Origin of the sequence: Actinotalea subterranea, assembly GCF_008364845.1 — a bacterium.
Classification (GTDB): Bacteria; Actinomycetota; Actinomycetes; order Actinomycetales; family Cellulomonadaceae; genus Actinotalea; species Actinotalea subterranea.
The window spans coordinates 1-26,169 of record NZ_VTTP01000018.1 but is presented as its reverse complement, the minus strand read 5'-3'; the positions used below and the strand labels follow the sequence as shown (position 1 = coordinate 26,169).

At 74.3% G+C, this 26,169-nt stretch carries 25 protein-coding genes; 21 read left to right on the top strand and 4 right to left on the bottom strand.

Annotated elements, in window-relative coordinates; translation table 11 throughout:
• Positions 1-799 precede the first annotated feature (799 nt).
• From FZ988_RS18195 to FZ988_RS18140, 13 genes are all read left to right on the top strand, one after another.
• Entirely contained in the window at positions 800-1,516 is a 717-nt protein-coding gene (locus FZ988_RS18195) for a hypothetical protein (protein WP_149205466.1), read from the top strand.
• On the top strand, positions 1,516-2,541 hold the full coding sequence (locus FZ988_RS18190; protein WP_149205465.1) for an HAD-IIA family hydrolase: 1,026 nt from the start codon (positions 1,516-1,518) through the stop codon (positions 2,539-2,541). The genes FZ988_RS18195 and FZ988_RS18190 overlap by 1 nt, the downstream gene beginning before the upstream one ends.
• Before the next feature lie 93 nt (positions 2,542-2,634).
• Positions 2,635-2,793 (top strand): hypothetical protein, encoded by a 159-nt coding sequence (locus FZ988_RS18650; RefSeq protein WP_188079178.1) that lies wholly within the window; start codon positions 2,635-2,637, stop codon positions 2,791-2,793.
• Positions 2,793-3,746 (top strand): TlyA family RNA methyltransferase, encoded by a 954-nt coding sequence (locus FZ988_RS18185; RefSeq protein ID WP_149205464.1) that lies wholly within the window; start codon positions 2,793-2,795, stop codon positions 3,744-3,746. The genes FZ988_RS18650 and FZ988_RS18185 overlap by 1 nt, the downstream gene beginning before the upstream one ends.
• Complete coding sequence (locus tag FZ988_RS18180) at positions 3,743-4,642, top strand: NAD kinase (protein ID WP_149205463.1); 900 nt, start codon at positions 3,743-3,745, stop codon at positions 4,640-4,642. Before FZ988_RS18185 ends, FZ988_RS18180 begins: the two co-directional genes overlap by 4 nt.
• Positions 4,639-6,360 carry a DNA repair protein RecN gene (recN, locus tag FZ988_RS18175; protein WP_149205462.1) on the top strand — a complete coding sequence of 574 codons (1,722 nt, stop codon included), beginning with the start codon at positions 4,639-4,641 and terminating at the stop codon, positions 6,358-6,360. Before FZ988_RS18180 ends, recN begins: the two co-directional genes overlap by 4 nt.
• A gap of 6 nt (positions 6,361-6,366) precedes the next feature.
• Positions 6,367-7,554 (top strand): putative cytokinetic ring protein SteA, encoded by a 1,188-nt coding sequence (gene steA, locus FZ988_RS18170; protein ID WP_149205461.1) that lies wholly within the window; start codon positions 6,367-6,369, stop codon positions 7,552-7,554.
• A gap of 34 nt (positions 7,555-7,588) precedes the next feature.
• The gene (locus FZ988_RS18165; RefSeq protein ID WP_149205460.1) at positions 7,589-8,734 is read left to right on the top strand and encodes a copper transporter; all 1,146 of its coding nucleotides are present in this window, start codon (positions 7,589-7,591) and stop codon (positions 8,732-8,734) included.
• On the top strand, positions 8,731-9,621 hold the full coding sequence (locus FZ988_RS18160; protein ID WP_149205459.1) for a hypothetical protein: 891 nt from the start codon (positions 8,731-8,733) through the stop codon (positions 9,619-9,621). The genes FZ988_RS18165 and FZ988_RS18160 overlap by 4 nt, the downstream gene beginning before the upstream one ends.
• Entirely contained in the window at positions 9,618-11,429 is a 1,812-nt protein-coding gene (gene murJ, locus FZ988_RS18155) for a murein biosynthesis integral membrane protein MurJ (RefSeq protein ID WP_188079177.1), read from the top strand. The genes FZ988_RS18160 and murJ overlap by 4 nt, the downstream gene beginning before the upstream one ends.
• The gene (locus tag FZ988_RS18150; protein ID WP_149205457.1) at positions 11,422-12,600 is read left to right on the top strand and encodes a glycosyltransferase family 4 protein; all 1,179 of its coding nucleotides are present in this window, start codon (positions 11,422-11,424) and stop codon (positions 12,598-12,600) included. Before murJ ends, FZ988_RS18150 begins: the two co-directional genes overlap by 8 nt.
• Before the next feature lie 11 nt (positions 12,601-12,611).
• Complete coding sequence (locus FZ988_RS18145; RefSeq protein WP_149205456.1) at positions 12,612-14,276, top strand: CTP synthase; 1,665 nt, start codon at positions 12,612-12,614, stop codon at positions 14,274-14,276.
• Positions 14,277-14,371: 95 nt separating this feature from the next.
• A complete protein-coding gene (locus FZ988_RS18140; RefSeq protein ID WP_246169619.1) occupies positions 14,372-14,980 on the top strand; it encodes an NUDIX domain-containing protein in 609 nt (202 codons plus the stop codon).
• On the opposite strand, the gene FZ988_RS18135 is transcribed toward FZ988_RS18140, so the two are convergent.
• The 3 genes from FZ988_RS18135 to FZ988_RS18125 all read right to left on the bottom strand — a co-directional run bounded on the left by FZ988_RS18135 (position 14,977) and on the right by FZ988_RS18125 (position 17,910).
• Entirely contained in the window at positions 14,977-16,017 is a 1,041-nt protein-coding gene (locus FZ988_RS18135) for a COX15/CtaA family protein (RefSeq protein ID WP_246169617.1), read from the bottom strand. The genes FZ988_RS18140 and FZ988_RS18135 overlap by 4 nt on opposite strands.
• A gap of 61 nt (positions 16,018-16,078) precedes the next feature.
• Positions 16,079-16,882, bottom strand: a complete 804-nt coding sequence (locus tag FZ988_RS18130; protein WP_425458014.1) for an ABC transporter permease — start codon at positions 16,880-16,882, stop codon at positions 16,079-16,081.
• Entirely contained in the window at positions 16,879-17,910 is a 1,032-nt protein-coding gene (locus tag FZ988_RS18125) for an ABC transporter ATP-binding protein (protein ID WP_149205455.1), read from the bottom strand. The genes FZ988_RS18130 and FZ988_RS18125 overlap by 4 nt, the downstream gene beginning before the upstream one ends.
• A gap of 180 nt (positions 17,911-18,090) precedes the next feature.
• Between FZ988_RS18125 and FZ988_RS18120 the strand changes: the two genes are divergently transcribed.
• From FZ988_RS18120 to FZ988_RS18085, 8 genes are all read left to right on the top strand, one after another.
• Positions 18,091-18,966: a helix-turn-helix transcriptional regulator gene (locus FZ988_RS18120; RefSeq protein WP_149205454.1), complete on the top strand. Its 876-nt coding sequence runs from the start codon at positions 18,091-18,093 to the stop codon at positions 18,964-18,966.
• A complete protein-coding gene (gene sufB / locus FZ988_RS18115) occupies positions 18,963-20,393 on the top strand; it encodes a Fe-S cluster assembly protein SufB (protein ID WP_149205453.1) in 1,431 nt (476 codons plus the stop codon). Before FZ988_RS18120 ends, sufB begins: the two co-directional genes overlap by 4 nt.
• An 83-nt stretch (positions 20,394-20,476) precedes the next feature.
• Positions 20,477-21,733 (top strand): Fe-S cluster assembly protein SufD, encoded by a 1,257-nt coding sequence (gene sufD, locus FZ988_RS18110; protein ID WP_149205467.1) that lies wholly within the window; start codon positions 20,477-20,479, stop codon positions 21,731-21,733.
• A complete protein-coding gene (locus FZ988_RS18105) occupies positions 21,730-22,068 on the top strand; it encodes a non-heme iron oxygenase ferredoxin subunit (RefSeq protein WP_149205452.1) in 339 nt (112 codons plus the stop codon). The genes sufD and FZ988_RS18105 overlap by 4 nt, the downstream gene beginning before the upstream one ends.
• Positions 22,069-22,077: 9 nt before the next feature.
• The gene (gene sufC / locus FZ988_RS18100; protein WP_149205451.1) at positions 22,078-22,836 is read left to right on the top strand and encodes a Fe-S cluster assembly ATPase SufC; all 759 of its coding nucleotides are present in this window, start codon (positions 22,078-22,080) and stop codon (positions 22,834-22,836) included.
• 67 nt (positions 22,837-22,903) lie between these two features.
• On the top strand, positions 22,904-24,268 hold the full coding sequence (locus FZ988_RS18095) for a SufS family cysteine desulfurase (RefSeq protein ID WP_149205450.1): 1,365 nt from the start codon (positions 22,904-22,906) through the stop codon (positions 24,266-24,268).
• Positions 24,265-24,789, top strand: a complete 525-nt coding sequence (gene sufU, locus FZ988_RS18090; protein ID WP_149205449.1) for a Fe-S cluster assembly sulfur transfer protein SufU — start codon at positions 24,265-24,267, stop codon at positions 24,787-24,789. Before FZ988_RS18095 ends, sufU begins: the two co-directional genes overlap by 4 nt.
• Complete coding sequence (locus FZ988_RS18085) at positions 24,786-25,124, top strand: metal-sulfur cluster assembly factor (protein WP_149205448.1); 339 nt, start codon at positions 24,786-24,788, stop codon at positions 25,122-25,124. Before sufU ends, FZ988_RS18085 begins: the two co-directional genes overlap by 4 nt.
• Before the next feature lie 45 nt (positions 25,125-25,169).
• On the opposite strand, the gene ypfJ is transcribed toward FZ988_RS18085, so the two are convergent.
• Positions 25,170-26,045, bottom strand: coding sequence for a KPN_02809 family neutral zinc metallopeptidase (gene ypfJ / locus FZ988_RS18080; protein WP_149205447.1), 876 nt, complete (start codon positions 26,043-26,045; stop codon positions 25,170-25,172).
• Positions 26,046-26,169: the final 124 nt, after the last annotated feature.

The window sequence follows — 26,169 nt, the reverse complement described above, 5'->3', positions numbered from 1 at the left end:
CCGCCGAACAACCCTTCCAAAAGAGGGGCCACCCCACGGTGGCCCCTCTTTTGCGTACCCACGACCGCCGGACAAGCCGTAGGCACCCAGCGGCATGAGATCATGGGCGCCCCAAGGAAGGACAGCAGTGGTGACTTCATCAGACGACCGGAAGCCCCGCGACGAGGCCGCAGGTGGCGATGAGGCGTTCCGGGGGCGTGAGCGCGCAGAGACGTCGGGACAGGCCCGTGGCTCTGCGCCGAGGAGTGCGGGGAGCTCCGGTGCATCCCGTGGCAGCGCGGGCCGATCCGGCTCTGGCGCCGTCGGCCGCGACGGAGCGGCAACCGGGCGCGCTGGCCAGGGTGCGCGCGGTGCCGGCGGCGGGTCGTACCCGCGCGAGGGTCGGGGCCCACGGACGAGCGACCCCCGGCGGTCCGCCAGCTCGGAGAAGCGCAGCTGGGAGGACCGGGACAACGGTCGCGGCCCGGGCAGCGGTGGCCCCACCCGGGGCGGGTACGCGGCGGCCGGCGGCCAGGCGCCAGCGCGCACGAGCACGACGAGAGGCTCGGACGACCGGGGAGCCGGCAGCAAGCCGGACGGCTCGGGTCGTCGTGAGTTCCCCTCGCGTGGCGGCCAAGGCGCGCGTGGTGGCGCGGGCGGTCGTCCCGCCGCGGCGCGCGGTGCGTCGTCGCGTGCTCAGTCTGGAGGGCCGCGGGGGGCCGTCGGCCGTCCCACGGGCAACGCGACGCCGTCGGGCGAGCGCGTCTCGCGGCCGTCGGACGCCGCTGGGCGCAACCCCGCGCCCGCGATCCCGGACGACGTGCTCGCATCGGACCTCGACCGCGTCGCGCGGGGGCGTCTGCGCACGCTCAGCAAGGACAACGCCGACGGCGTAGCCAGGCATCTCGTGATGGCAGGGCGCCTCCTCGACGAGGACCCGGAGCTCGCCTACGCGCACGCCGAGGCGGCCGTTCGGCGAGCCGGGCGCGTCGACGTCGTGCGTGAGGCCGCGGGTATCACGGCGTACCGCACGGGTCGGTACGCCGAGGCGCTGCGCGAGCTGCGCACCGTGCGTCGGCTCAACGGCTCCGACGAGCACCTGCCGCTGATGGCCGACTGCGAGCGCGGGCTCGGGCGGCCTGAGCGCGCGCTCGCGCTCGCCCAGGAGGACGGGGCGCGCGAGCTCCCCGTCGAGCTGCGAGTCGAGCTCGCGATCGTCGTGAGCGGTGCGCGCATCGACCTGGGGGACCCGGAGGCCGCGGTCGCGGCGCTGAGCACCCCCGAGGTCGCGTCCGCGAGCGGGGAGCTGGCCGCGCGTGTGACCGAGGCCCGCGCGGCCGCGCTCGAGGCGGCCGGGCGCCGGGACGAGGCTCGTGCAGCCCTGGCATCTCTGCCCCAGGGCTACGGCGACCTTGCTGCGGAGGACGACGTGGTCGTGTTCGACCTCGAGGACGACGCGGACGAGGCACGTGCCGGCGACGACGTCGGTGCGTCGGCCGGGGAGTCGAGCGGCGCGACCGACACGGACGGTGCCTGATGCTGCTGTCGACGACCGCGACGCTCGCGGAGTCGTACGACCTCGCGCTCGTCGACCTGGACGGGGTCGCGTACCGCGGTCCCGAGCCGATCGAGCATGCGGCGGAGAGCCTGACGGCGGCACGGGCGACGGGCCTCGGGCTCCTCTTCGTCACCAACAACGCGAGCCGTGAGCCCGAGGCGGTGGCGGAACAGCTGAGCGGGCTCGGCATCGCAGCGAGCGCAGACGACGTCATGACCGCGGCCCAGGCGGCCGCGGCCGTGCTGGCCGAGCGACTGGCGCCGGGGTCGAAGGTGCTCGTCGTCGGCGGTGCAGGGCTGTACACGGCCGTCCGTGCCAAGGGCTTCGAGGTCGTCTCGTCGGCCGAGGACGCACCGGTGGCCGTCGTGCAGGGGTTCGCCCCCGACCTGAGCTGGCGGGAGCTGGCAGAGGCTGCCTACGCCGTGCAGCGCGGGGCGTGGCACGTGGCCAGCAACCTCGACATGACGCTGCCGAACGAACGAGGGCTCGCCCCGGGCAACGGCTCCCTCGTCGCTGTCGTGCGTGCGGCGACAGGTGTCGAGCCGGTGAGCGCAGGGAAGCCGGGGCCGACGATGTTCCGTCTGGCCGTCGAGCGCCGCAGCGCCGAACGGCCGCTCGTGATCGGCGACCGCCTCGACACCGACCTCGCCGGCGCGCGCGCGGCCGGGTACCCGGGGCTCCACGTGCTCACGGGCGTCAGCTCCGCGCGCGACGCCGTGCTCGCGCCCGGGTCCGAGCGCCCGTCCTACATCGGCGCGGACCTGCGCAGCCTCCACGAGCCGCACACCGCGCCGCGCCCTGTCGACGGCGGGTGGTGGGTCTGCGGTGACAGCGCGGCCCGTGCAGACGACGGGACGCTCGAGCTCAGGCCCGGCGGCGAGTCGACGCCCAGCAGCGCTCTCGACCTCGTCCGCGCGGCGTGCGGCGCGGCGTGGGCGCGCGCGGACGAGGGACGTCCCCTCGCCCCGGCGAACGTTCCGGAGCTCGGTGTGCACACCCGCTGATCGTCGGCCACGCCCGGTAGCGTGGACGTCGAGCCCCGCCGGACGGCGGGGCCGCAGCGTGGGCACGGGCGTCGTGGCAGCAGGAGGAGGACCGTGGAGGACGAGGAGCGCACGTCGACCGGCGACCAGGCGGTCGACGCCGCCCTGACCGCGCTCGACGGGCTCGACGACCGGCCCGTGCGCGAGCACGTCGCGGTGTTCGACGCCGTGCACGGGGCCCTTGCCGACCGCCTGGCCGAGACGCGCGACTGATGTCACAGGCCGCTGTGGCGCGCCTCGACGCCGAGCTCGTGCGTCGCGGCCTCGCGCGGTCGCGCGGCCGCGCCCAGGAGCTCGTCGCCGACGGTCGGGTGCAGGTCGGCGGCGTCGTCGCGCGCAAGCCGTCGCAGCCGGTCACCAGCGACGACCCGCTCGAGGTAGTCGCGGACGGACCCGAGTACGTCTCGCGTGGTGCGCACAAGCTCGAGGGCGCCCTCGCCGCCGTGGAGGCCCTGGCGCCGGGAGCGATCGACGTCCTCGGGCAGCGGTGCCTCGACGTGGGCGCCTCGACGGGCGGGTTCACCCAGGTGCTGCTCGCGCGCGGCGCCGAGCACGTCGTCGCGGTCGACGTCGGGCACGGGCAGCTCGACCCCGCCCTCGCGGCCGACCCGCGTGTGACGTCGCACGAGGGCACCGACGCGCGGGCACTCACCCGGGCCCTGCTCGGACCGCCCGTGCGGCTGGTGGTCGGGGACCTCTCGTTCATCCCGCTCGGGCACGTGCTGCCCACGCTCCTCGCGGTCGCCGCCCCGCGCGCCGACCTGCTGCTCCTGGTCAAACCGCAGTTCGAGGTGGGCAGGCAGCGGCTGGGGTCCGGCGGCGTCGTGACGTCCCCGGAGCTGCGCCTGGAAGCGGTCCAGGGTGTGGCGACCGCTGCCGCGCGGCTCGGCGCCGACGTGGAGGCCGTCATCCCGAGCACCCTGCCGGGGCCGGCGGGCAACCGCGAGTACTTCCTCTGGCTCGTGGCCCCCGGTTCGGGGGCCCGTGCCTCGGACGCTCCGCCCGACGGGGCGGCGCCAGGCCTGGGCGCCCCGGCGTCCTACCACCCGAGCGACGGCAGCCGTCAGGGCCTCGCGCTCGCGCAGGCCGCCCGCCGGGCCGTGGTCGACGGCCGGCCCGCACGTGTCCATCCCGAACGCCGCGGAGCCCCCAGGAGAGTCTCATGAAGAGCTCGGTGCTCGTCGTCGCCCACACGGGCCGGCCCGAGGCCGTCCATGCAGCCCAGGAGGCGGTCCGGGCGCTCGAGGCCGAGGGCCTGACGCCCGTCGCCGAGGAGGACCTGACCGACCCGTCGGACCTCCTCATGGCGATCGTCCTGGGCGGCGACGGGACGATCCTGCGTGCTGCCGAGCTCACGCGCGCCTCGGGCGTGCCCCTCCTGGGCGTCAACCTCGGCCACGTCGGCTTCCTCGCGGAGAGCGAGCGTGAGGACATCGCCGAGGCGGTGCGCCGCATCGCGTGCGGGGACTACGACGTCGAGGAGCGCCGCACCGTCGACGTGCGTGTGCTGCGGCCGGGGGAGGACGTCGTCGAAGGATGGGCCCTCAACGAGGCCACCGTCGAGAAGGCGGACCGGGCTCGCATGGTCGAGGTCGTCGTCGAGGTCGATGGTCGCCCCCTGTCCTCGTTCGGGTGCGACGGCGTCGTCATGGCGACCTCGACGGGCTCGACGGCGCACGCCTTCTCCGCGGGCGGGCCCGTCGTGTGGCCGGACGTCGACGCGATGCTGCTCGTCCCGGTCTCCGCTCACGCACTCTTCGCGAGACCTCTCGTCGTGGGACCGTCGTCGGTCCTGGCGGTCGAGATCCTCAACCGGTCGAGCAGCGGCGGGATCCTCAGCTGCGACGGGCGCCGCAAGGAGGACCTGCCGGTGGGCTCGCGGATCGAGGTCCGGCGCAGCGCCGTGCCCGTGCGCCTCGCGCGCCTGAGCTACGCGCCGTTCACCGACCGGCTCGTGTCCCGCTTCGCGCTCCCCGTGAGCGGCTGGCGGGGGCGCGCGCACGCGGCACCCGGACCGAGCACCGCGCACCTGCTGGCCACGGCGGAGGGCGAGGGCGAGTGATCGAGGAGATCCGGATCGAGAACCTCGGGGTCATCGGCTCCGCCACCGTCGCGTTCGGGCCTGGCCTCACCGCGATCACGGGCGAGACGGGCGCCGGCAAGACGATGGTGCTCACCGGCCTCGCGCTCCTCCTCGGCGGGCGCGCCGACGCCACGGCCGTCCGCACCGGCGCCGCGTCGGCGAGCGCCGAGGGCTGCTTCACCGTCGCGCCCGACTCCTGGGTGGTCGAGCGCGCGCGTGAGGCGGGCGCCGAGGTGGACGAGGACGGGACGCTCGTCGCGCTGCGCACCGTCGCCGCCGCCGGCCGCTCACGCGCCTACCTGGGCGGCCGGACCGTGCCGCAGGCGGTCCTCGCCGAGATCGCCGAGGACCTCGTCACCGTGCACGGCCAGCAGGACCAGATGCGGCTGAGGTCACCCCGTCACCAGCGCGAGGCGCTCGACGCGTTCGCCGGAGCGGAGCACGCCGCGACGCTCGCCGAGTACAGGCGCGCGTGGACCGAGCGGCAGGAGGCGGTCGCGGCCCTCGACCAGCTCGTCGGCCACGCGCAGGAGCGGGCGCGCGAGGCCGAGCTGCTGCGCCTCGGGCTCGCGGAGATCGAGCGCGTCGACCCGCAGCCGGGCGAGGACCTCGAGCTCGCGGCCGAGTCGGCGCGGCTCGGGCACGCGGAGGACCTGAGGATCGCCGCGCAGACGGCGTACGTGTCCCTCACCGGGGACCAGGACGCCGCCACGGTAGAGGGCGCCGCCTCGTCCGTCGAGCTCGCACGTCGCACGCTCGAGCACGTCGCGCAGCACGACCAGGCGCTCGCCGGACTCGTCGCGCGCCTCGCGGAGGTCGGCTACCTCGTCGACGACGTCGCGACCGAGCTCGCCGGCTACGGCGACCAGCTCCAGGCCGACCCGGCGCGGCTCGAGGCCGTGCACCGGCGGCGGGCCGACCTCACGGCCATGAGCCGCAGCTACGGCGGGACGGTCGACGCAGCGCTGGCATGGGCGAGCGAGGCAGGCCTGCGACTGATCGAGCTCGACGGCGGGGAGGACCGGACGACGGCCCTGCGCGCACGCCTCGACGGGCTCGACGGGCGGCTCGCGACGCTGGCGGACGAGATCACGCGCGCACGACGCACCGCGGCCGAACGGCTCGCGTCCGCGGTCACCGACGAGCTCGCTGGCCTGGCCATGGCATCGGCCCGCCTGGAGGTCGGTCTCGTGGAGGCCGCAGAGCTCGGCCCGTGGGGCGCCGAGGACGTGGAGATGCGACTCGTCGCGCACTCGGGCGCACCCGCCCGACCCCTGGGCCAAGGGGCCTCGGGTGGTGAGCTCTCCCGCGTCATGCTCGCGATAGAGGTCGCACTGGCCACGGCGCCCGAGTCCGGGGCGAGCCGCCCAGGGACGTTCGTCTTCGACGAGGTCGACGCAGGTGTCGGGGGCAAGGCGGCGGTCGAGGTCGGGCGTCGGCTCGCCGAGCTCGCCCAGCAGACCCAGGTCGTCGTCGTGACGCACCTCGCGCAGGTCGCGGCCTTCGCGGACCGTCATCTCGTCGTCACCAAGTCGAACGACGGGACCGGTGACGTGGTCACGGCGTCGGACGTGCGTGTGGTCGACGGGGCAGACCGGCGCAGCGAGCTCGCACGCATGCTCTCGGGTCAGGAGGACTCCGACGCCGCGCTGCGGCACGCGGCTGAGCTCCTCGAGCGCTCAGTCGTGGGACGATGATCCCCGATGAGACTCAGCCTGAGAACGCGCCGCGCCGCGCCTGAAGAACCCGGACTCCACGGTCCGGTGCGCGTCGACCCGCGGACCAAGAACCTGACCAAGCGGTTGCGCCCGGGCGACGTCGCGGTGATCGACCACCTCGACATCGACCGCGTGTCCGCCGAGGCCCTGGCCGCGTGCCGGCCCGCCGCGGTGCTCAACGCCGCGCGGTCGACGTCGGGCCGCTACCCGAACCTCGGGCCGGACATCCTGCTCGCGGCGGGGATCCCGCTCGTCGACGACCTCGGCCCGGACGTGCTCACCCTCGTCGAGGGCAGGCAGGTACGCGTCGTCGACGGCTCGGTGTTCGACGGTGAGCACCTCGTCGCCGAGGGCACCGTGCAGGACGAGGCGTCGGTCGCGGCTGCGATGGAGGAGGCCCGAGCCGGCCTCGCCGTGCAGCTCGAGTCGTTCGCGGCCAACACGATGGACTACCTGCGTCGGGAGCGGGACCTCCTGCTCGACGGCGTCGGCGTGCCCGACATCAGCACCGTCATCGACGGTCGGCAGGTCCTCATCGTGGTGCGGGGGTACCACTACAAGGAGGACCTCGTCGCGCTGCGGCACTACGTCAAGGAGTACCGGCCGATCCTCATCGGCGTCGACGGCGGTGCCGACGCGATCCTCGAGATCGGGTGGAAGCCCGACCTGATCGTCGGCGACATGGACTCGGTCTCCGACCGCGCGCTCACGTGCGGGGCCGAGGTCGTCGTGCACGCCTACCGCGACGGCAGGGCACCAGGCGTCGAGCGCGTCGAGAAGCTGGGCGTCAAGCACGTCGTCTTCCCCGCGACAGGCACGAGCGAGGACGTCGCGATGCTGCTGGCGGACGACAAGGGAGCCGAGCTCATCGTGGCCGTCGGCACCCACGCCACCCTGGTCGAGTTCCTCGACAAGGGACGCTCCGGCATGGCGAGCACCTTCCTCACACGCCTTCGGGTCGGGAGCAAGCTCATCGACGCCAAGGGCGTCTCGCGCCTCTACCGTCAGCGGATCTCGAGCTGGCAGCTCGCCTGGCTCGTCGTGGCAGGCCTGCTCGCCCTCGGGGTGGCGCTCGCCTCCACCGCAGCCGGCCAGACCCTGATCGGCCTGTCCGGCGCTTGGTTCGACGACTTCTGGTCCTCGATCCGCGCACTGTTCGGCGGCGGGGCATGACCCGCCCGGCCCGCACCGACCGAGAGATCTCACTGTGATCGACTTCCGTTACCACCTCGTCTCCCTCATCTCGGTGTTCCTGGCCCTCGCGGTCGGCATCGCCCTGGGCGCCGGCCCTCTCAAGGAGACGATCGGCGACACCCTCACGGGCCAGGTCGACCAGCTCCGGACCGAGAAGGAGCAGCTGCGCGCCGACCTCGACGCCGCGACGGCCGACCTGGACCGCACCGAGGCTGCGATGGACGCGGTCGCGCCGAGCGTGCTCGACGGCGTCCTCGCCGAGCGCCGGATCGCCGTGATCGAGCTCGCCGACGTCGGCCCCGACGTCCTGGAGCAGGTCGTCGCCCGCCTCGAGCAGTCGGGTGCGAGCGTGACCGCGACGGTCCAGGTGACCGACGCGTGGACGGACCCCGACAGGCTCTCCTTCCGGCAGGGCCTCTCCGGCACCCTGGTCGAGATGCTCGACCCGGCGCCCGCCGACGACGCCGGTACGGGGACCGAGCTCGCCGAGGCGCTCGTGCAGGGCCTGACGACCCCCGTGCCGACGGATCCCGACGCGCTCGGCGAGAACGCCGGCATCGTCCTCGAGCTGCTCGCCGGTGACGCGGGCCTGATCGAGATCGAGGGCGAGGTGACGGTGCCCGCCGACGCGGTCGTCGTGCTCGCCGGTCCGACGGTCAGCGTCGAGGAGGTCGAGGCCGAGACCTCGGCGCAGGAGTCCCTTGAGCCCGAGGACGCCGCAGCCGCGGAGGACCTGCTCGAGGCCCAGCTCGGTGCCGCCGTCCAGATCGTCACGGCCGCCCAGGAGCGCTCCGAGGGCGTCGTCGTCGCCGGAGGCGAGCTCACCGAGCCCAGCCTGATCGCACGGCTGCGCGCCGGCGAGGCCACGCTCTCGCGGATCAGCACCGTCGAGGCCGTGAACACGGTCGTCGGCCAGGTGTCGGTGCCGCTCGCGCTCGGCGCGCGCATCGGTGGGACCGTCGGTCACTACGGGCCGAGCCCCGATGCGACAGCCGTGATGCCGCGGCGCGTCGAGCTCCCGCCCATCGTCCGGACGGCCGGCCTCGCGCTCGACGATGCCGCGACGAACGATGCCGCGACGAACGATGCCGCGACGAACGATGCCGCGACGGACCCGGGGACGTCGGGCGGCGGCGCCACGGACCCCGCCGACGGATGAGCGGCGCACGTGCCGTGACGAGCTCCCCGCCCGTACCCGGCGTCGCGCTGCGGGCCGGGGCGGGCGCGGCCGCCGTGACCTGGCTGACGAGGCAGGTCCTCGACCGCGCGACCCGGACGGCGCCCGACCGGTGGACACGCACCAACCACCGCGGTGAGCCGGTGAGCCTCCTCGAAGGCCCTGCCGTGGCGGTCGGGCTGACGGCCGGCGCCCTTCTCGGCGCACCGGGGCGTCCCGCGGTGGCCGGCGCCGTCGCCGCGGTCGGCGGCGCGGCCTTCGGGCTCGTGGACGACCTCTCCGAGGACACGTCCCGCAGCCGCAAGGGCCTGCGCGGCCACCTCGGTGCGCTCGCCCACGGCGAGCTCACGACGGGCGGCCTCAAGGTGCTCGGGATCGGCGCGACGTCCGTCGTCGCCGCCGCGATCGCGTCGCCGGCACCCGCCCGTGGGGTCGGCCCGCGCCTCGGCTGGGCGGCCGACGTCCTGGCGTCCGGCGCCCTCATCGCCGCGACCGCGAACCTGGTCAACCTCCTGGACCTGCGCCCGGGACGCGCGCTCAAGGCCGGCGCACTCGCCGCAGCGCCCGCGCTCGCCTCGGACGGCGGAAGCGCCGCGGCGGCCTGCCTGGGCGCAGCGGCCGCCGCGCTCGGCCCCGACCTCGCGGAGCGCGACATGCTGGGCGACGCCGGCGCGAACAGCCTCGGTGCGCTCGTCGGCACCGCTGCCGTGCTCGCGGCGCCGCGCCCGGTCCGGCTCGCCCTGCTCGCGGCCGCCGTCGGCCTGACCGTCGCGAGCGAGAAGGTCAGCTTCACCGCTGTCATCGAGCGGACGCCCGTGCTGCGTGCGCTCGACGTGTGGGGTCGCAGGCCGCCCGGTCCGACCGCGTGAACCGCCGCACCGGCCGCGTCCTGTCCGGCCTCGCCGGTGCGGCGGCGGTGATCGCCGCGATCACGCTCCTGAGCCGTGTGCTCGGGTTCGGCCGATGGCTCGCGCAGTCCTACTCGGTGGGTCAGACGCCGACCGGGACCGCCTACGCCACGGCCAACGTCCTGCCCAACGTGCTGTTCGAGGTCCTCGCCGGCGGTGCGCTCGCCGGAGCGGTGATCCCGCTCCTGGCGGGGCCCCTCGCGCGCCGGCTCGACGGAGAGGTCAGCCGGATCGCGTCCGCCCTGCTCACCTGGGCGGTGGCGGTGCTCCTCCCGGCGTCGGTGCTCCTTGCGATGCTCGCCCGGCCGGTCGTCGACCTGCTGATCCCCGACGCGGCGAAGGATGCGGACGCCGCCGCCGCCGCGGCCACCGCGGCAACCGTCGACCTCGGGGCGGGGCTGCTCGTGGTCTTCGCCCCGCAGGTCGTGCTCTACGGCATCGGCGTGGTGCTCACCGGGGTGCTCCAGGCCCAGCGTCGCTTCGTGTGGCCCGCCGCGGCGCCGCTCGCGTCCAGCCTCGTCGTGATCACCTCCTACCTCGTCTTCCGCACGCTCGCGGGCACCGCCGTCGAGAGCCCGCAGACACTCGCGCCGTCCGCCGTCGCGTGGCTCGGCTGGGGCACCACCGCAGGAGTCGCGGCGATGAGCCTCCCGCTGGTCATCCCCGTCGTGCGGTCGGGGGTCCGGCTGCGCCCCACCCTCCGGTTCCCGGCCGGCGTCGGCAGGCGGGCCAGCGCCCTCGCGCTCGCCGGGATCGGCGGGCTGCTCGCCCAGCAGGCAGCCGTCCTCGTCACCATCTGGCTGGCGAACACCTACGGCGGCCCGGACGGGGCGGTCAACATCTACCAGTACTCCCAGGCCGTGTACTTCCTCCCCTACGCGGTGCTGGCGGTCCCGCTCGCGACGGCGGCGTTCCCCCGCCTCGCCGAGTACGCGGCGAGCGGGGACCACGCCCGCTACGCGCGGCTCGTCGCAGGGAGCACGAGGACCATCCTGCTCGTGAGCGCGGCCGGCACTGCCGCGCTCGTGGCGGCCGCGCCGGCGGTCACGGCCGTGTTCTCCCAGGTCGACGCCAGCCGTGCCCCAGCCGAGATCGCAGCGATGACCCCGACGCTGACGGCGCTCGCTCCCGGCCTTGTGGGCTACGCCTTGATCTTCCAGGTCTCACGTGTGCTGTTCGCGATCGAGCGAGGCCGCGCCGCGGTGATCGGGGTCGCGGCCGGCTGGACCGCTGTGCTCGCGTCGTCCTGGGTCGCGGTCCGGCTGCTCGCGCCCGACGGCGGCGACGCGCGCGCCACGCTCGTCGGGCTCGGGCTGGGCAACACCATCGGGATGTCCGTGGGCGGCGTGGTGCTCCTCGTCGGCGTCGTGCGGGCGTCCGGCCGGCAGACGCTCGCGGGCAGCGGTCGCACCTTCGTGGTCACGACGCTCGGGGCGCTCGGGGGAGCGCTCGCCGGACGCTGGCTCGTCGAGGCCGTGGGACCGGTCGAGAACGTGGTCGCCGCGGTCGGCATCGGCGTGGCGGGCGCCGTGCTCGCCGTGCTCGTCGTCGCCGCGGCGGGGTGGGCCGGCGACCGCTCCACGTTCCGTGCGCTGGCCCGACGCGCTCCCGGCCCGGCGACCGGGCCCGCGTTCGAGGACACCGGCGGCGACGGTGGCCCTCCCGGCCCCGCGGTGGTCGACCGCCCGGGCACGGACGGCGAGGGCACTGCGTCCGTGTCGGATCCAGCCCGCTCGACCCGCCGCCCGCAGGAGGACACCGATGACTGAGACCACCGCTGCGCTGAGGGTCCTCGAGGTGCTCGGGTCGAGTGCCGGGGGAGTCGCCCGCCACGTCGCCCAGGTCGCCGCCGGCGCTCGCGCCCGGGGTGTGCACGTGGCCGTCGCGGGGCCACAAGCACTGGCGCAGCAGGTCGCCCCCGCAGGATCCGTACCGTTCCGCGCCGTCGAGATCACCGACCGGCCAGGGCCGGGGGACGTCGGGGCGGTTCTCCGCCTGCGGACGCTGTGCCGCGGTGCCGACGTGGTGCACGCGCACGGCCTGCGTGCTGGCGCCCTCACGGTGATCGGGGCACGGACCCTGCGCCGGCGTCCCGCGGTCGTCGTGACCCTGCACAACCTGCCCGTGGGGAGCCGGTTCGTCGTAGGCGTCGCGGCTGTGCTCGAGCAGGTCGTCGCGCGCGGGGCGGACGCCGTGCTCGGTGTCTCCGGCGACCTCGTGGCCCGCGCTCGCGCGCGCGGTGCCGCGCACGCCGAACGTGCGCTCGTCCCGGCCCCGCCCAGACCCGCCGCCACGGCGCCACCGGCCACGGTGCGCGCGGAGCTCGGCGTCGCGCCCGGCACGCACCTGCTGGTCACCGTCGCACGGCTCGCCCCGCAGAAGGGCCTCGACCTGCTGTGCGACGCGGCCGCGCTGCTCGCCGGCCCCGGGGCCGGGGGCGGGCTCCCGGGACCGGCCGCCGCGGGGCCGTCCGGCGCCCAGGTGCTGTGGGTGCTCGCCGGGGACGGCCCGCTCGAGCCCGAGCTCGCGGCTCGGATCGAGGCTGAGTCGTTGCCCGTGCGGCTGCTCGGCCGTCGTGACGACGTGGCGGACCTGATGGCGGCCGCCGACGTCGTGGTGAGCACCGCCCGGTGGGAGGGCCAGCCGCTCGGCGTCCAGGAGGCGCTCGCGCTGGGCGCTGCCGTCGTCGCGACCGACGTCGGTGGCACCGCCGAGGTCACCGGGGCCGCGGCCGTGCTCGTCCAGCCCCGCGCACAGGACCTCGCTCACGCCCTGCGCGACGTGCTCGAGCGGCCGGCGGAGCGGGAGCGGCTGCGCGCCGCGGCCGCTGTCCGCGCGGGGGAGCTGCCCGGCCCGGACGACACGCTGGACCAGCTCGAGCGGGTCTGGGCAGCCGCCGCGCGGCGCCGACCGGACCGCGGCGGCCGCCAGGTCGGGTAGAGTGGAAGCCCGTGGCAGAGCGCGCGAATCGACTCTCCGGGCGGTCGGACAACTCGACCCGGCACATCTTCGTCACCGGAGGCGTCGCCTCCTCTCTCGGTAAGGGCCTCACGGCCTCGAGTCTCGGCAGGCTCCTGCGATCCCGTGGTCTACGGGTCACGATGCAGAAGCTGGACCCCTACCTCAACGTCGACCCCGGGACGATGAACCCGTTCCAGCATGGCGAGGTCTTCGTCACCGAGGACGGCGCCGAGACGGACCTCGACATCGGGCACTACGAGCGGTTCCTGGACGTGCCGCTGAGCGCGCAGGCCAACGTGACGACCGGCCAGGTCTACTCGACGGTCATCGCCAAGGAGCGCCGTGGTGAGTACCTGGGCGACACCGTGCAGGTCATCCCGCACATCACGGACGAGATCAAGGCGCGCATGCGCGCCCAGGCGGGCCCCGAGGTCGACGTGATCATCACGGAGATCGGCGGGACCGTCGGCGACATCGAGTCGCAGCCGTTCCTCGAGTCCGCGCGTCAGGTCCGCCACGACCTGGGCCGCGACAACGTGTTCTTCCTGCACGTGTCGCTCGTGCCGTACATCGGCCCGAGCGGGGAGCTCAAGACCAAGCCGACCCAGCACTCCGTCGCGGCACTGCGGTCGATCGGCATCCAGCCCGACGCGCTGGTCCTGCGGGCGGACCGCGAGGTGCCCGACTCGACCAAGCGCAAGATCGCGCTCTTCTGCGACGTGGACGTCGAGGCCGTGGTCACGGCAGCGGATGCGCCGAGCATCTACGACATCCCCCGCGTGCTGCACACGGGCGGGCTCGACGCGTACGTCGTGCGCCGGCTGGACCTGCCCTTCCGGGACGTCGACTGGGCCGGGTGGGAGCGCGTCACGCACGCGGTCCACCAGCCCAAGTCGACCGTCGAGGTCGCCCTCGTCGGCAAGTACATCGACCTGCCCGACGCCTACCTGTCGGTGACCGAGGCGCTGCGGGCCGGCGGGTTCGCCAACGACGCGAAGGTCGACATCCGCTGGGTGGCGTCCGACGACTGCGCGACCCCCGAGGGTGCCCAGCGGGCGCTCGCCGGTGTCGACGCGGTGCTCGTCCCGGGCGGGTTCGGCGTCCGGGGCATCGAGGGCAAGGTCGGGGCCCTGACCTGGGCCCGCACGCGGAAGGTCCCGACGCTCGGCATCTGCCTGGGCCTGCAGGTCATGGTCATGGAGTACGCCCGGACCGTCCTCGGGCTCGCCGACGCCTCGTCGTCGGAGTTCGACCCCGGCACGGAGCACCCCGTCGTCGCGACCATGGCGGAGCAGCTCGCGATCGTCGGCGGCGACGGTGACATGGGCGGCACCATGCGCCTCGGCTCGTACGACGCGGTGCTGACCGCGGGCTCGGTGGTCGCGAAGGCCTACGGCACGGACCGCGTCAGCGAGCGGCACCGCCACCGCTACGAGGTCAACAACGCCTACCGTGCGCAGCTCGAGGAGGCCGGCCTCGTCGTCTCGGGCGTCTCGCCCGACTCGTCGCTCGTCGAGTTCGTGGAGCTGCCCGCGCAGACGCACCCGTACTACGTCGGCACGCAGGCGCACCCCGAGTTCCAGTCCCGCCCGACGCGCGCCCACCCGCTGTTCGCGGGTCTCGTCCGCGCCGCCCTCGACCGTCGCACCGCGTGACGGGAGCATCAGCGCCGGCCCCGCGGCCCGACGCGCCCCCGGCCTCCGGGGGCGCGCGGACGACGGGGCTCGCGGACACGGCGGCGCCGCGGCCCGTGATCGCGTCGGAGGTCGTGCACGACGGCATGATCTGGGACGTCGTCCGGGACACGGTCGACCTCGGCGAGGCGGGAGTCGTCCGCCGAGAGTACGTCCGTCACCCGGGTGCGGTCAGCGTGATCGCGCTCGACGACGATGACCGGGTGCTGCTCCTTCGCCAGTACCGCCACCCTGCGGGCGCGGAGCTGTGGGAGCCGCCCGCAGGGCTGCTGGACGTCCCCGGCGAACCGCTGCAGGGCGCCGCGGCGCGGGAGCTGGCCGAGGAGGCCGACCTCGTCGCCGGGGCGTGGTGGGTGCTCGCGGACTACCTGAGCACGCCGGGCGGGAGCGACGAGGCGCTGCGCGTCTTCCTCGCCCGGGACCTCACGCAGGTCCCGGTGGCCGACCGCCACGTGCGCGACGGCGAGGAGCGGGACATCGTCGTGCGATGGGTTCCCCTGGAGGAGGCCGTCGAGGCAGTCCTCGCCGGCCGCCTGCGCAACCCCTCCACGGTTGTCGGCGTCCTCGCGGCCGCTGCGTGCAAGGCCCGTGGCTGGCGGGGCCTGCGGTCCGTGGACGCTCCGGGCGACCGGGTCGCGGGGCCCGGCGACGGGGGCGGGGCCTAGCCCGCGACGAGCTCGCCGGGATGCCCGGCAGGCCGCGGGGGCGCGGTCGCCGCGTCGCCGTCGACGGTCGGCCGCTCGCGCAGCGCCAGGACCTGGTTCGTCTGCGCGACGACCAGCAGCGCGGCCCCGATCATGTGGGCCGCGACGAGCGCCTGGGGCAGGCCCGTGAAGTACTGCACGTAGCCGATGGCGCCCTGGAGGAGCGTGACCCCCACGAGCACGAGGACGCCCCGGCGTACGCGGGGCTGCGCGGGGCCGCGGTGCACGAGGATCACGAGGGCGACGACTCCCGCGCCGTACAGCCACACCGCCGCTGCGTGGACCTTGGCCATCGCCACGGGGTCGAGGGCGAGCCGGTAGGCGATCTCCTCGTCGCCCGAGTACGGCCCCGAGCCGGTCACGAGCACCCCGAGGCCGACGACCACGGCGGCGACCGGGACCAGGGCCTTGCTGAGGCGGCGCACGGCCGGGCTCGCGAGCCGGACGGGTGGACCGTCACCCTCCCGGTTCCGCACGACGAGGGCCGCCGACGCGGCGACGAGTCCCATGGAGACCAGGAAGTGCACGCCGACGACGGCGGGGTGCAGGTCCAGGAGCACCGTGACGCCTCCGATGACGGCCTGGAGCACGACGCCGAGCAGCGGTACGAGCCCGAGCAGGCGGAACGCCCGGCTGCGGTCGGTGCGGCTCCACACGACGAGGACCGTGGCGAGCCCGAGGACGCCCAGGACCCCCGTCAGGGTGCGGTTGCCGAACTCGATGAACGGGTGCCACGTCACGGCCTCGTGCATCACCGGCGTGAACTGGCCGGGCTCGCACTGGGGCCACGTCGAGCAGCCCAGACCGGACCCGGTCAGCCGGACCGCCCCACCCGTGCCGATGATGCCCACCTGCCCGACCAGGTTGGCCATGAGGATGCGCGCGGCCCACCGCGGGCTGGGCGACCAGCGGCGCGTGCCCACGGGGCGGCCGGGCGCCGCGGATCCGGTTCCCGAGGGTGGGGCGGTGTGCGAGGAGGCAGGGGCGGCGGTGCTCACGGCGACCACGGTAGCCCGACCCCGGACGTGGTGACGTCCCGCGCGGGCGACGGTCGAGCTCTCAGGACCAGCGGAAGAGCCGGACGGTCCCGGCGCCCAGGACGACGGTCCAGGCGAGGAGGACCGACGCCGCTCCCCAGGAGAAGGTCCCGTCCGTCAGCGCCGTGCGCAGCGCCTCGCCCAGGGCGCCCGAGGGCAGCAGCGTGACGAGGCCGGCGAGCGGTCCGGGCAGCATCTCGACCGGCAGCACGACCCCTCCGCCGGCGAGCAGGAGCACCCACAGGAGGTTCGCGACCGCGAGCACCGCCTCGGCTCGCAGGGTGCCCGCGATGAGCAGCGCGAGCGACGTGAACGCGGCCGTGCCGAGCACGAGGGCGCCGAGCGCGGCGGGCAGGCCGGCCGGGTGCGGCCGCCAGCCGAGACCCAGGGCGATGCCCACGAGGACGGTCATCTGGAGCGCCTCGAGCAGGAGGACCGCCGCGACCTTGCCCGCGACCAGCCCGCCTCGCCCGAGGGGCGTCGTCGCGAGCAGGCGCAGGACGCCGTTCCTCCGGTCGAACCCCGTGGCGATCGCCTGGGACGTGAAGGCCGTGGACATGACCGCGAGCGCGAGCACGCCCGGGGCGACGAGCCCGATCCGGTCGCTGGTCCCGAGGTCGATGACGGTGGTGCGGGCGAGCCCGACGAGCAGGAGGACGGGGAGCACGAGGGTGATCACGAGCTGCTCGCCGTTGCGCAGGACGGTGCGCGCCTCCGCGAGCGCGTGCGCGGCGACCCGTCGACGCCACGGCGCGGCGGTCTGCGGCACGAGCGCCACCGGTGGCTCCGCGTGCGTCTCGGCGGTGCCGGGCTGCGCCGGGCTCACCGCAGGTCCCGTCCGGTGAGGTCGAGGAAGACGTCCTCGAGCGTGCGGCGTCCGCAGGTGACCGATGCCAGCAGGACGTCCTCGCGGACCGCCCAGCCCGTGATCTCGTGGAGCAGGTCCGGGTCGGCGGCGCCCCTGACCTCGAGCACCCCGGCGGTGGCGGTCGTCGTGACGCCGGGGCCGTCGCCGCCGAGCAGACGCGCTGCCAGCGACGCGGAGAGGGACGCCGCGTGGGCCTCGTCGGACCGTGTGGACGACGCGCCGTCGGGTGGACGGAGCGTGATCCTGATCGCCCCGGCGTCGCCCACGATGTGCGCCGTCGTGCCGGCCGCGAGGACGGCGCCCCGGTCCACGACGACCACGTGGTCGGCCAGCGCCTCGGCCTCCGCCATCTGGTGGGTCGTGAGCACGATCGTGACGCCCTGGGCGCGCAGCTCGCGCACGAGCTCCCACACGGCGAGACGTGCCTGCGGGTCCATCCCGGCGCTCGGCTCGTCGAGGAACACGACCTCGGGGCGTCCGATGACGGCCGCCGCCAGCGCGAGCCGCTGGCGCTGCCCGCCCGAGAGGCGACGCACCTGCGTGCGCGCGAACGCGGTGAGGCCCAGGCGTTCGCTGAGCTCGCCGAGGTCGCGCGGCCGGGCGTACATCGCGGCGAGGTGGCGCAGGGCCTCGCCGGCGGGGACGGTGCTCGGCAGGCCCCCGTCCTGGAGCATGACGCCCACCCGTGGCCGGAGCCGCCGCGCATCCCGGACCGGGTCAAGACCGAGGACGCGGACGGTGCCGCCATCCGGTCGACGCAGACCCTCGCAGCACTCGACCGTCGTGGTCTTGCCCGCCCCGTTGGGGCCGAGGAGCGCGGTGATCGCCCCGGCGGGCGCGACGAGGTCGAGGCCGGTGACCGCGGCCCGTGAGCCGTAGTGCTTGACGAGGCCCGAGGCGACGACCGCGCCCGCGGACCCGGCGGACCCGGCGTCCGCGGCGCCGCCCGGCGTCCCGGCCCTCTGCGTGCTGGTCGTGGTGGGCACGACTCGGGAGTCTAGGCCCGTCCGCCCGACGTGGGGGCCGGGTGCCGTCACGGCGGAGTGAGGTCACCCTTTGTTGCCGGGAAGCAATTCGGCAACAAGTATGTTGCCTATATCGGCCCCACCCGCGTGCGGCCTCCGCAGGACCACCGACGACCACCGATGACCACGGACGGAGACGGGATGCCACTCGCGCCGACACCGGCCTCCGCGCCCCCGGCTCCTGCCCGCCCCGCCGTCGGCCCCGCCGCCTGCGCCCCCACCGGTGCGGCGTCACCGGCGGCGCACGCGGCGCACGGGAGCGAGCACGAGTCCACGACGCGTCAGCGGATCCTGAGCCTCGTCGTCGAGGCGGGTCCCGTGTCCGTGGTCGAGCTGGCGCGCGACCTCGCGCTCACGACCGCCGGGGTCCGTCGGCACGTCGCCGCGCTCGAGGAGTCCGGCCAGATCGCGGTGCACGCCGTCGCCCAGCAGGGCAGGCCCGCGCGAGGACGGCCCGCACGGCGCTACGTCGCGACCGACCGCGGGCAGGCGTCCCTCAGCAGCGCCTACTCGGACCTCGCCGCGCAGGCGCTCGCGTTCCTCGTCCAGGTCGGCGGCGCCGACGCCCTCCAGGACTTCGCCGCGCGTCGCGTCGGCGAGCTCGAGGGTCGCCTCGCCGGGGCCGTGGCGGGCTCGGGCGGCGACGTCGCGATCCGCGCCGTCGCCCTCGCGTCCGGCCTCGCCCAGGAGGGCTACGCGGCGTCGGCCCGACCGGTCCCCGGCGGACGCGCGGTCCAGCTGTGCCAAGGCCACTGCCCCGTGCAGGACGTCGCAGCCCGGTTCCCGCAGCTGTGCGAGGCCGAGACGCAGCTCTTCTCGCGGCTCCTCGGCGTCCACGTGCAGCGTCTGTCGACGCTCGCCGGTGGCGGCCACGTCTGCACCACGCACATCCCGACGCACCTCCCGGTGCACGCACCCACGACCAGCACGACGACCGACGCCCCCGACCGGGGCACCTCTGTACGAGCAGCATCCGACCGTCCCGCACCTGCGGCGACCGTGGAGGGAACACGATGAGCGCACCCACCGAACCGATGACCTCCGACGAGGCGATCATCGCCTCGATCGGCAGCTACGGCTACGGCTGGCACGACAGCGACGCCGCAGGCATGTCCGCGCAGCGCGGCCTGTCCGAGGACGTCGTCCGCAACATCTCCGCCCTGAAGGACGAGCCGGAGTGGATGCTCAAGACGCGCCTCAAGGCGCTGCGGCTCTTCGAGAAGAAGCCCATGCCCAGCTGGGGTGCGGACCTCTCGGGCATCGACTTCGACAACATCAAGTACTTCGTCCGCTCGACGGAGAAGCAGGCGACGAGCTGGGAGGAGCTGCCCGAGGACATCAAGCGGACCTACGACCGTCTCGGCATCCCGGAGGCGGAGAAGCAGCGCCTCGTGGCCGGCGTCGCCGCGCAGTACGAGTCCGAGGTCGTCTACCACCAGATCCGCGAGGACCTCGAGGAGCAGGGCGTGCTCTTCCTCGACACCGACACGGGCCTGCGCGAGCACCCCGAGATCTTCGAGCAGTACTTCGGCTCCGTGATCCCCTCGGGTGACAACAAGTTCGCGGCGCTCAACACGGCCGTCTGGTCTGGCGGCTCGTTCGTCTACGTGCCCCCGGGCGTCCACGTGGAGATCCCGCTGCAGGCGTACTTCCGGATCAACACCGAGAACATGGGCCAGTTCGAGCGGACGCTGATCATCGCGGACGAGGGCTCGTACGTGCACTACGTCGAGGGCTGCACCGCACCCATCTACTCGAGCGACTCGCTGCACTCCGCGGTCGTCGAGATCATCGTCAAGAAGAACGCGCGCGTGCGCTACACGACGATCCAGAACTGGTCGAACAACGTGTACAACCTCGTGACGAAGCGGGCGACCGCGGCCGAGGGCGCGACGATGGAGTGGGTCGACGGCAACATCGGCTCCAAGGTCACCATGAAGTACCCGGCGATCTACCTCATGGGCGAGCACGCCAAGGGCGAGACCCTGTCGATCGCGTTCGCGGGCGCCGGGCAGCACCAGGACGCGGGGTCGAAGATGGTGCACGCAGCGCCGCACACGTCCTCGTCGATCATCTCCAAGTCCGTGGCGCGGGGCGGCGGTCGCACGTCCTACCGCGGCCTCGTGCAGATCCTCGAGGGAGCAGAGCACTCCAGCTCGAACGTGCTGTGCGACGCGCTGCTCGTCGACCAGATCTCGCGGTCCGACACCTACCCGTACGTCGACGTCCGCGAGGACGACGTCTCGATGGGCCACGAGGCGACGGTCTCGCGCGTGAGCGAGGAACAGCTCTTCTACCTCATGTCGCGCGGCATGGCCGAGACCGAGGCCATGGCGATGATCGTCCGGGGCTTCGTCGAGCCGATCGCACGCGAGCTCCCGATGGAGTACGCGCTCGAGCTCAACCGCCTCATCGAGCTGCAGATGGAAGGGTCCGTCGGCTGATGACGACGAGCCCGACCGACGTCGCCGCCACGGGCGCGACACCCACCGAGACCACCACCACCCGAGAGGTGCGAGCTCCGCAGATGTCCACCGACCTGTCGACCGACCACAGCAAGGCCGTCGCCGACGGCGCGCACACGCATGGACGCGGCGGCACGCCCGAGACGTCCCGCGCGTCGCGTGCGACGTCCTTCGAGCTCGCGGACTTCGCGGTCCCCACGGGCCGCGAGGAGGAGTGGCGCTTCGCCCCCGTCGCCCGCCTCGCGCCGCTGTTCGACGCCGCGGGGACCGGCCTGACCGGGACCGGAACGCAGGTCACGGTCGTCAACCCGGCCGAGGTGCAGGTCGAGATCGTCGGTCGCGACGACGCACGCCTGGGCACCGCAGGCCGTCCCGGCGACCGTGCGGCGGCCGCGGCGTGGTCCTCGTTCCGCGAGGCCACCGTGGTGACCATCCCGGCGCAGGCCGTCGCCTCGGCCGCGACGAGCATCCGTGTCGAAGGGCTGCCCGTGGCCGCGGGCGGGTCGCCGCCTGAGCCGAGCGCCGTCCACCTGCTCGTCCACGCGCTCCCGCTCAGCGAGGCCGTCGTCGTGATCGACCACCTCGGCGAGGCGGACGTCGCCGAGACCGTCGAGATCGTCGCCGAGGAGGGCGCGCACCTCACGGTCGTGTCGATCCAGGACTGGGCCCCGGGTTCCGTCCACGCGGCGGCGCACCGGATGCGGGTCGCCAGGGACGCGTCGGTCAAGCACATCGTCGTGACCCTGGGCGGCGACGTCGTGCGCGTGACGCCCGACGCGGAGTTCACCGGCGAGGGCGCGTCGATCGAGGCGCTCGGCCTGTACTTCGCCGACGCCGGCCAGCACCAGGAGCACCGCCTCTTCATCGACCACGCCGTGCCGTCGTGCCGCTCACGCGTCACCTACAAGGGCGCCCTCCAGGGCGCGGGGGCGCACACCGTCTGGGTCGGCGACGTGCTCATCAGGGCAGCCGCTGAGGGCACCGACACCTACGAGCTCAACCGGAACCTCGTGCTGTCCGACGGTGCGCGTGCCGACTCGGTGCCCAACCTGGAGATCGAGACGGGCGTCATCGAGGGTGCGGGGCACGCCTCGGCCACCGGCCGGTTCGACGACGAGCAGCTCTTCTACCTGCGCGCGCGTGGCATCCCCGAGTCGGACGCCCGCCGCCTCGTCGTGCGTGGCTTCTTCGCCGAGCTCATCCAGAAGATCGGTGTGCCCGCGATCGAGGAGCGCCTCATCGGTGCCATCGAGGCCGAGCTCGAGCGGAGCATGAGCGAGCTCGACGCCCTGGCGCCCGCCCGGCAGGTCGAGGCATGACGGCTCAGCTGGCCTGCATGGTGTCCGACGTCCCCGCCGGCACGGCGCTCCGTGTCGAGCTCGAGGGGGAGTCCGGGCCCGTCGAGGTCGCCGTCGTGCGTGACGACGACGGTGAGCTCCACGCGATCTCCGACATCTGCTCGCACGGCCAGGTCTCGTTGTCCGACGGCGAGGTCGACGGCTGCACGATCGAGTGCTGGCTGCACGGCTCGACCTTCGACCTGCGCACCGGCGCACCCCTGGCCCTCCCGGCGACCCGGCCGGTCCCCGTCTACCCCGTGACCGTCGACGGCGAGCGTGTGCTCGTCGACATCGACGTCACCGTCAACGTCTGAGGAGAACCCATGTCCACGCTCGAGATCCGTGACCTGCACGTCAGCGTCGAGACCAAGGAGGGCGCCAAGCAGATCCTCCGCGGCGTCGACCTGACCGTCGCCAGCGGCGAGACCCACGCCATCATGGGGCCCAACGGCTCCGGCAAGTCCACGCTCGCGTACTCCCTCGCGGGGCACCCGAAGTACGAGATCACCTCCGGGACCGTGACGCTGGACGGCGAGGACGTCCTCGCGATGAGCGTCGACGAGCGCGCCCGTGCCGGCATGTTCCTGGCCATGCAGTACCCCGTCGAGGTCCCCGGCGTGAGCGTCTCGAACTTCCTGCGCACCGCCAAGACCGCGATCAGCGGCGAGGCCCCCGCCCTGCGCCACTGGGTCAAGGACGTCCGCACCGCGATGGAGCAGCTGCGCATGGACCCGACGTTCGCGGAGCGCAACGTCAACGAGGGCTTCTCGGGCGGCGAGAAGAAGCGTCACGAGATCCTGCAGATGGAGCTCCTCAAGCCCAAGTTCGCGATCCTCGACGAGACCGACTCCGGCCTCGACGTCGACGCGCTGCGCATCGTGTCGGAGGGCGTGAACCGTGTGCGCTCGTCGGGCGAGGTCGGGGTCCTGCTCATCACCCACTACACGCGGATCCTGCGGTACATCCAGCCGGACTTCGTCCACGTGTTCGTCGACGGCCGGATCGCCGAGGAGGGCGGGCCTGAGCTCGCCGAGCGCCTCGAGTCCGAGGGCTACGACCGCTTCCTCGCACCCACCGCCTGAGCCGTCGGGCCGGGCCACCGGGCCCGTCAAGCGCCACCCGTCCACCCTGCTGTCCGAAGGGACCACCATGACAGCGCCCCTCGAGCCGCGGGCCACGGGCTCGGCGACGCTCAGCGCGGCCGAGCTCGCGGCCGTGCGTGCGGACTTCCCGCTGCTCGCGCGCACGGTGCGCGGCGGCCGCCCGCTGGTCTACCTGGACTCCGGCGCCACCTCGCAGAAGCCCGACGTCGTGCTCGACGCCGAGCAGGACTTCTACCTCCAGCGCAACGCGGCCGTGCACCGCGGCGCGCACCAGCTGGCCGAGGAGGCCACCGAGGCGTTCGAGCAGGCGCGCGGGGAGGTCGCGGCGCTGGTCGGTGCGGACGTCGGCGAGATCGTGTGGCAGACGAACGCGACCGCGGCGCTCAACGTCGTCGCGTACGCGATGTCGAACGCGACCGCGGGGCGGGGCGGGGCGGCGGCGCGCCGGTTCGCCCTCGCACCGGGCGACGAGATCGCGGTCACCGAGGCCGAGCACCACGCGAACCTCGTCCCGTGGCAGGAGCTCTGCGCCCGGACGGGTGCGACGCTGCGTTGGATCGGCGTGGACGACGACGGCAGGCTGCGGACGGACGAGCTCACGAGCGTCGTGACCGAGCGCACCCGGGTCCTGGCGTTCACGCACGCCTCCAACGTCACGGGAGCGCTCACCGACGTGGGTGCGTTCGTCCGCCGCGCACGTGAGGTGGGCGCGCTGACCGTCCTCGACGCGTGCCAGAGCGTGCCGCACGTCCCCGTCGACCTGCACGCCCTCGGTGTGGACTTCGCCGCGTTCTCCGGCCACAAGATGCTCGGGCCCACCGGGGTCGGCGCCCTCTACGGCCGACGCGAGCTGCTCGAGGCCATGCCCCCGGTCGTGACCGGCGGGTCGATGGTCGAGGTCGTGACCATGGAGTCCACGACCTTCGCACCGCCGCCGCAGCGCTTCGAGGCCGGGTCGCAGATGGTCGCGCAGGCCGTGGGGATGGGCGCCGCGGCGCGCTACCTCGCGGAGCTCGGCATGACGGCGATCGCCGCGCACGAGACGGACCTCGCGCGCCTGCTGCTCGACGCGGTCGCGGCGGTCCCCGGTGTGCGGGTCCTCGGCCCGACGGACACGCGTGACCGCCTGGCGACCGTCTCGTTCGTGGTCGACGGGGTGCACGCGCACGACGTCGGGCAGGTGCTCGACGACGCCGGCGTCGCCGTGCGCGTCGGTCACCACTGCGCTCAGCCCCTGCACCGCCGCTTCGGCGTCGCGTCGACGTCACGCGCGTCGGCGGCGCTGTACACGACGGCCGAGGAGGTCGAGGTCTTCGCCGACGCGCTGCGGCGCGTGCGGCCGTTCTTCGGCCTGACCGACACCCCGACCGACGCCCCGACCGACGCCCCGACCGAGGGAGGCACCCGATGAGCTCACCCATGGAGCAGCTGTACCAGCAGCTCATCCTCGAGCACGCGAAGACGCCCCACGGCAAGGGGCTGGCCGACGGCGCGGCCGCGGAGTCGTTCCAGGTCAACCCGACGTGCGGCGACGAGGTGCGCCTGCGTGTCCACCTCGCGCCCGCCGGCGCGGACGGCACCGTCATCGACAAGGTGAGCTGGGAGGGGCAGGGCTGCTCGATCTCCCAGGCGTCGGTCTCGGTGATGTCCGAGCTCGTGACGGGCAACGCGGTCACGACGGCCGAGGAGCTCGGTGAGACCTTCCGCGCGCTCATGGGTGCACGGGGTCAGGGCCTCGACGAGGCGTCCGAGGACCGGCTGGGCGACGCGACCGCGTTCACCGGGGTGGCCCGCTACCCGGCACGGATCAAGTGCGCGCTTCTCGGCTGGTCCGCGCTGCGCGACGCCCTCATCCAGGCCGGCGCCGCGACGCCGACGACGACCGAACAGGACCAGCCGGCGACCGGCACCACGCACGAGGAGAACCGATGACCACGACCACCCCTGGCGCGCCCATGCCGCCGACCGCGGCCGACATCGAGGAGGCCCTGCGCGACGTCATCGACCCCGAGCTGGGGATCAACGTCGTCGACCTCGGCCTCATCTACGGCGTCGCGGTCGACCAGAACAACCACGCGGTCATCGACATGACGCTCACGTCGGCGGCGTGCCCGCTGACCGACGTCATCGAGGACCAGTCGGCCGCCGCGCTCGACGGCGTCGTCGACGGGTTCCGGATCAACTGGGTCTGGATGCCGCCGTGGGGGCCCGAGAAGATCACGGACGACGGACGCGAGCAGCTCCGCGCGCTCGGGTTCAACATCTGAGCCGACCCGTGCCGCCGCGAGGCGGAGATCACGAGCGGGCGCGCATCACAGGTCCGCGGCGAACGTGTCGCACGCGGCCATCGAGCCCTGCGAGTAGCCGGTCATGAACCACTGCTGGCGCTGGTCGCTCGAGCCGTGCGTCCAGACGTGCGGGTCGACGTCACCGCCCGACTGCTCCTGGATGTGGTCGTCACCGACGGCCTCGGCGGCGGAGAGGGCGTCCGCGAGCTGGATCTCGGTGATCGGCTCCAGGTACGGCGCGCCCCGCTCGGGGTCGACCTGCGTCGCGGCGTTGCCGGCCCACACGCCCGCGTAGCAGTCGGCCTGGAGCTCGACCCGCACGCTGTCCGAGGTCGCTCCCGTGCCCGACCGGTCGGCCCCGTCCATGACGCCGGTGAGCGTCTGGATGTGGTGCCCGTACTCGTGGGCCACCACGTACATCTCCGCGAGCGGCCCGCCCGACGCCCCGAACTGGCTCTGGAGCACGTCGAAGAAGCCGAGGTCCAGGTAGATGGACTGGTCGGGCGGGCAGTAGAAGGGGCCGGTCGACGACGTCGCGTTGCCGCAGCCGGTCGACGTCGCCGCCTCGAACGCCCACACGTCGGGCCGCACCAGGTCCGTGCCGGACTCGGGGAGCGCCACGGCCCAGTAGTCGTCGAGCGACTGGATGGTCGCGGACAGGCGGCAGCTCCGGTCCGTGTTGGCCTCCTCGACGGTGCACTCGCCGATGGTGCCCGCCGTCTCCTGCCCGGAGGACGCGCCGCCGCCGAGCACGCCCGACAGGTCGACCCCCGTGAACACCGCGATGAGCGCGACGGCCAGCGCGCCGAGGCCACCGCCGACCGCGAGCCCGCGTCCGCCACCCCGGCGGGTGCCCACGCGGCCGCCCTCGAAGCTCCCGCCGCCCTCGCTGAACGTCATGCGCACACGGTAGGGCGGCCACGCGCGAACGGCACGCCGGCCCTAGTTGTACTGACCCGGGACGTTGGTCGAGTGGGTGTGACGCGCTGATCTGAGTGCTGGCGCGAGGAGGGCCTCCCGCGGT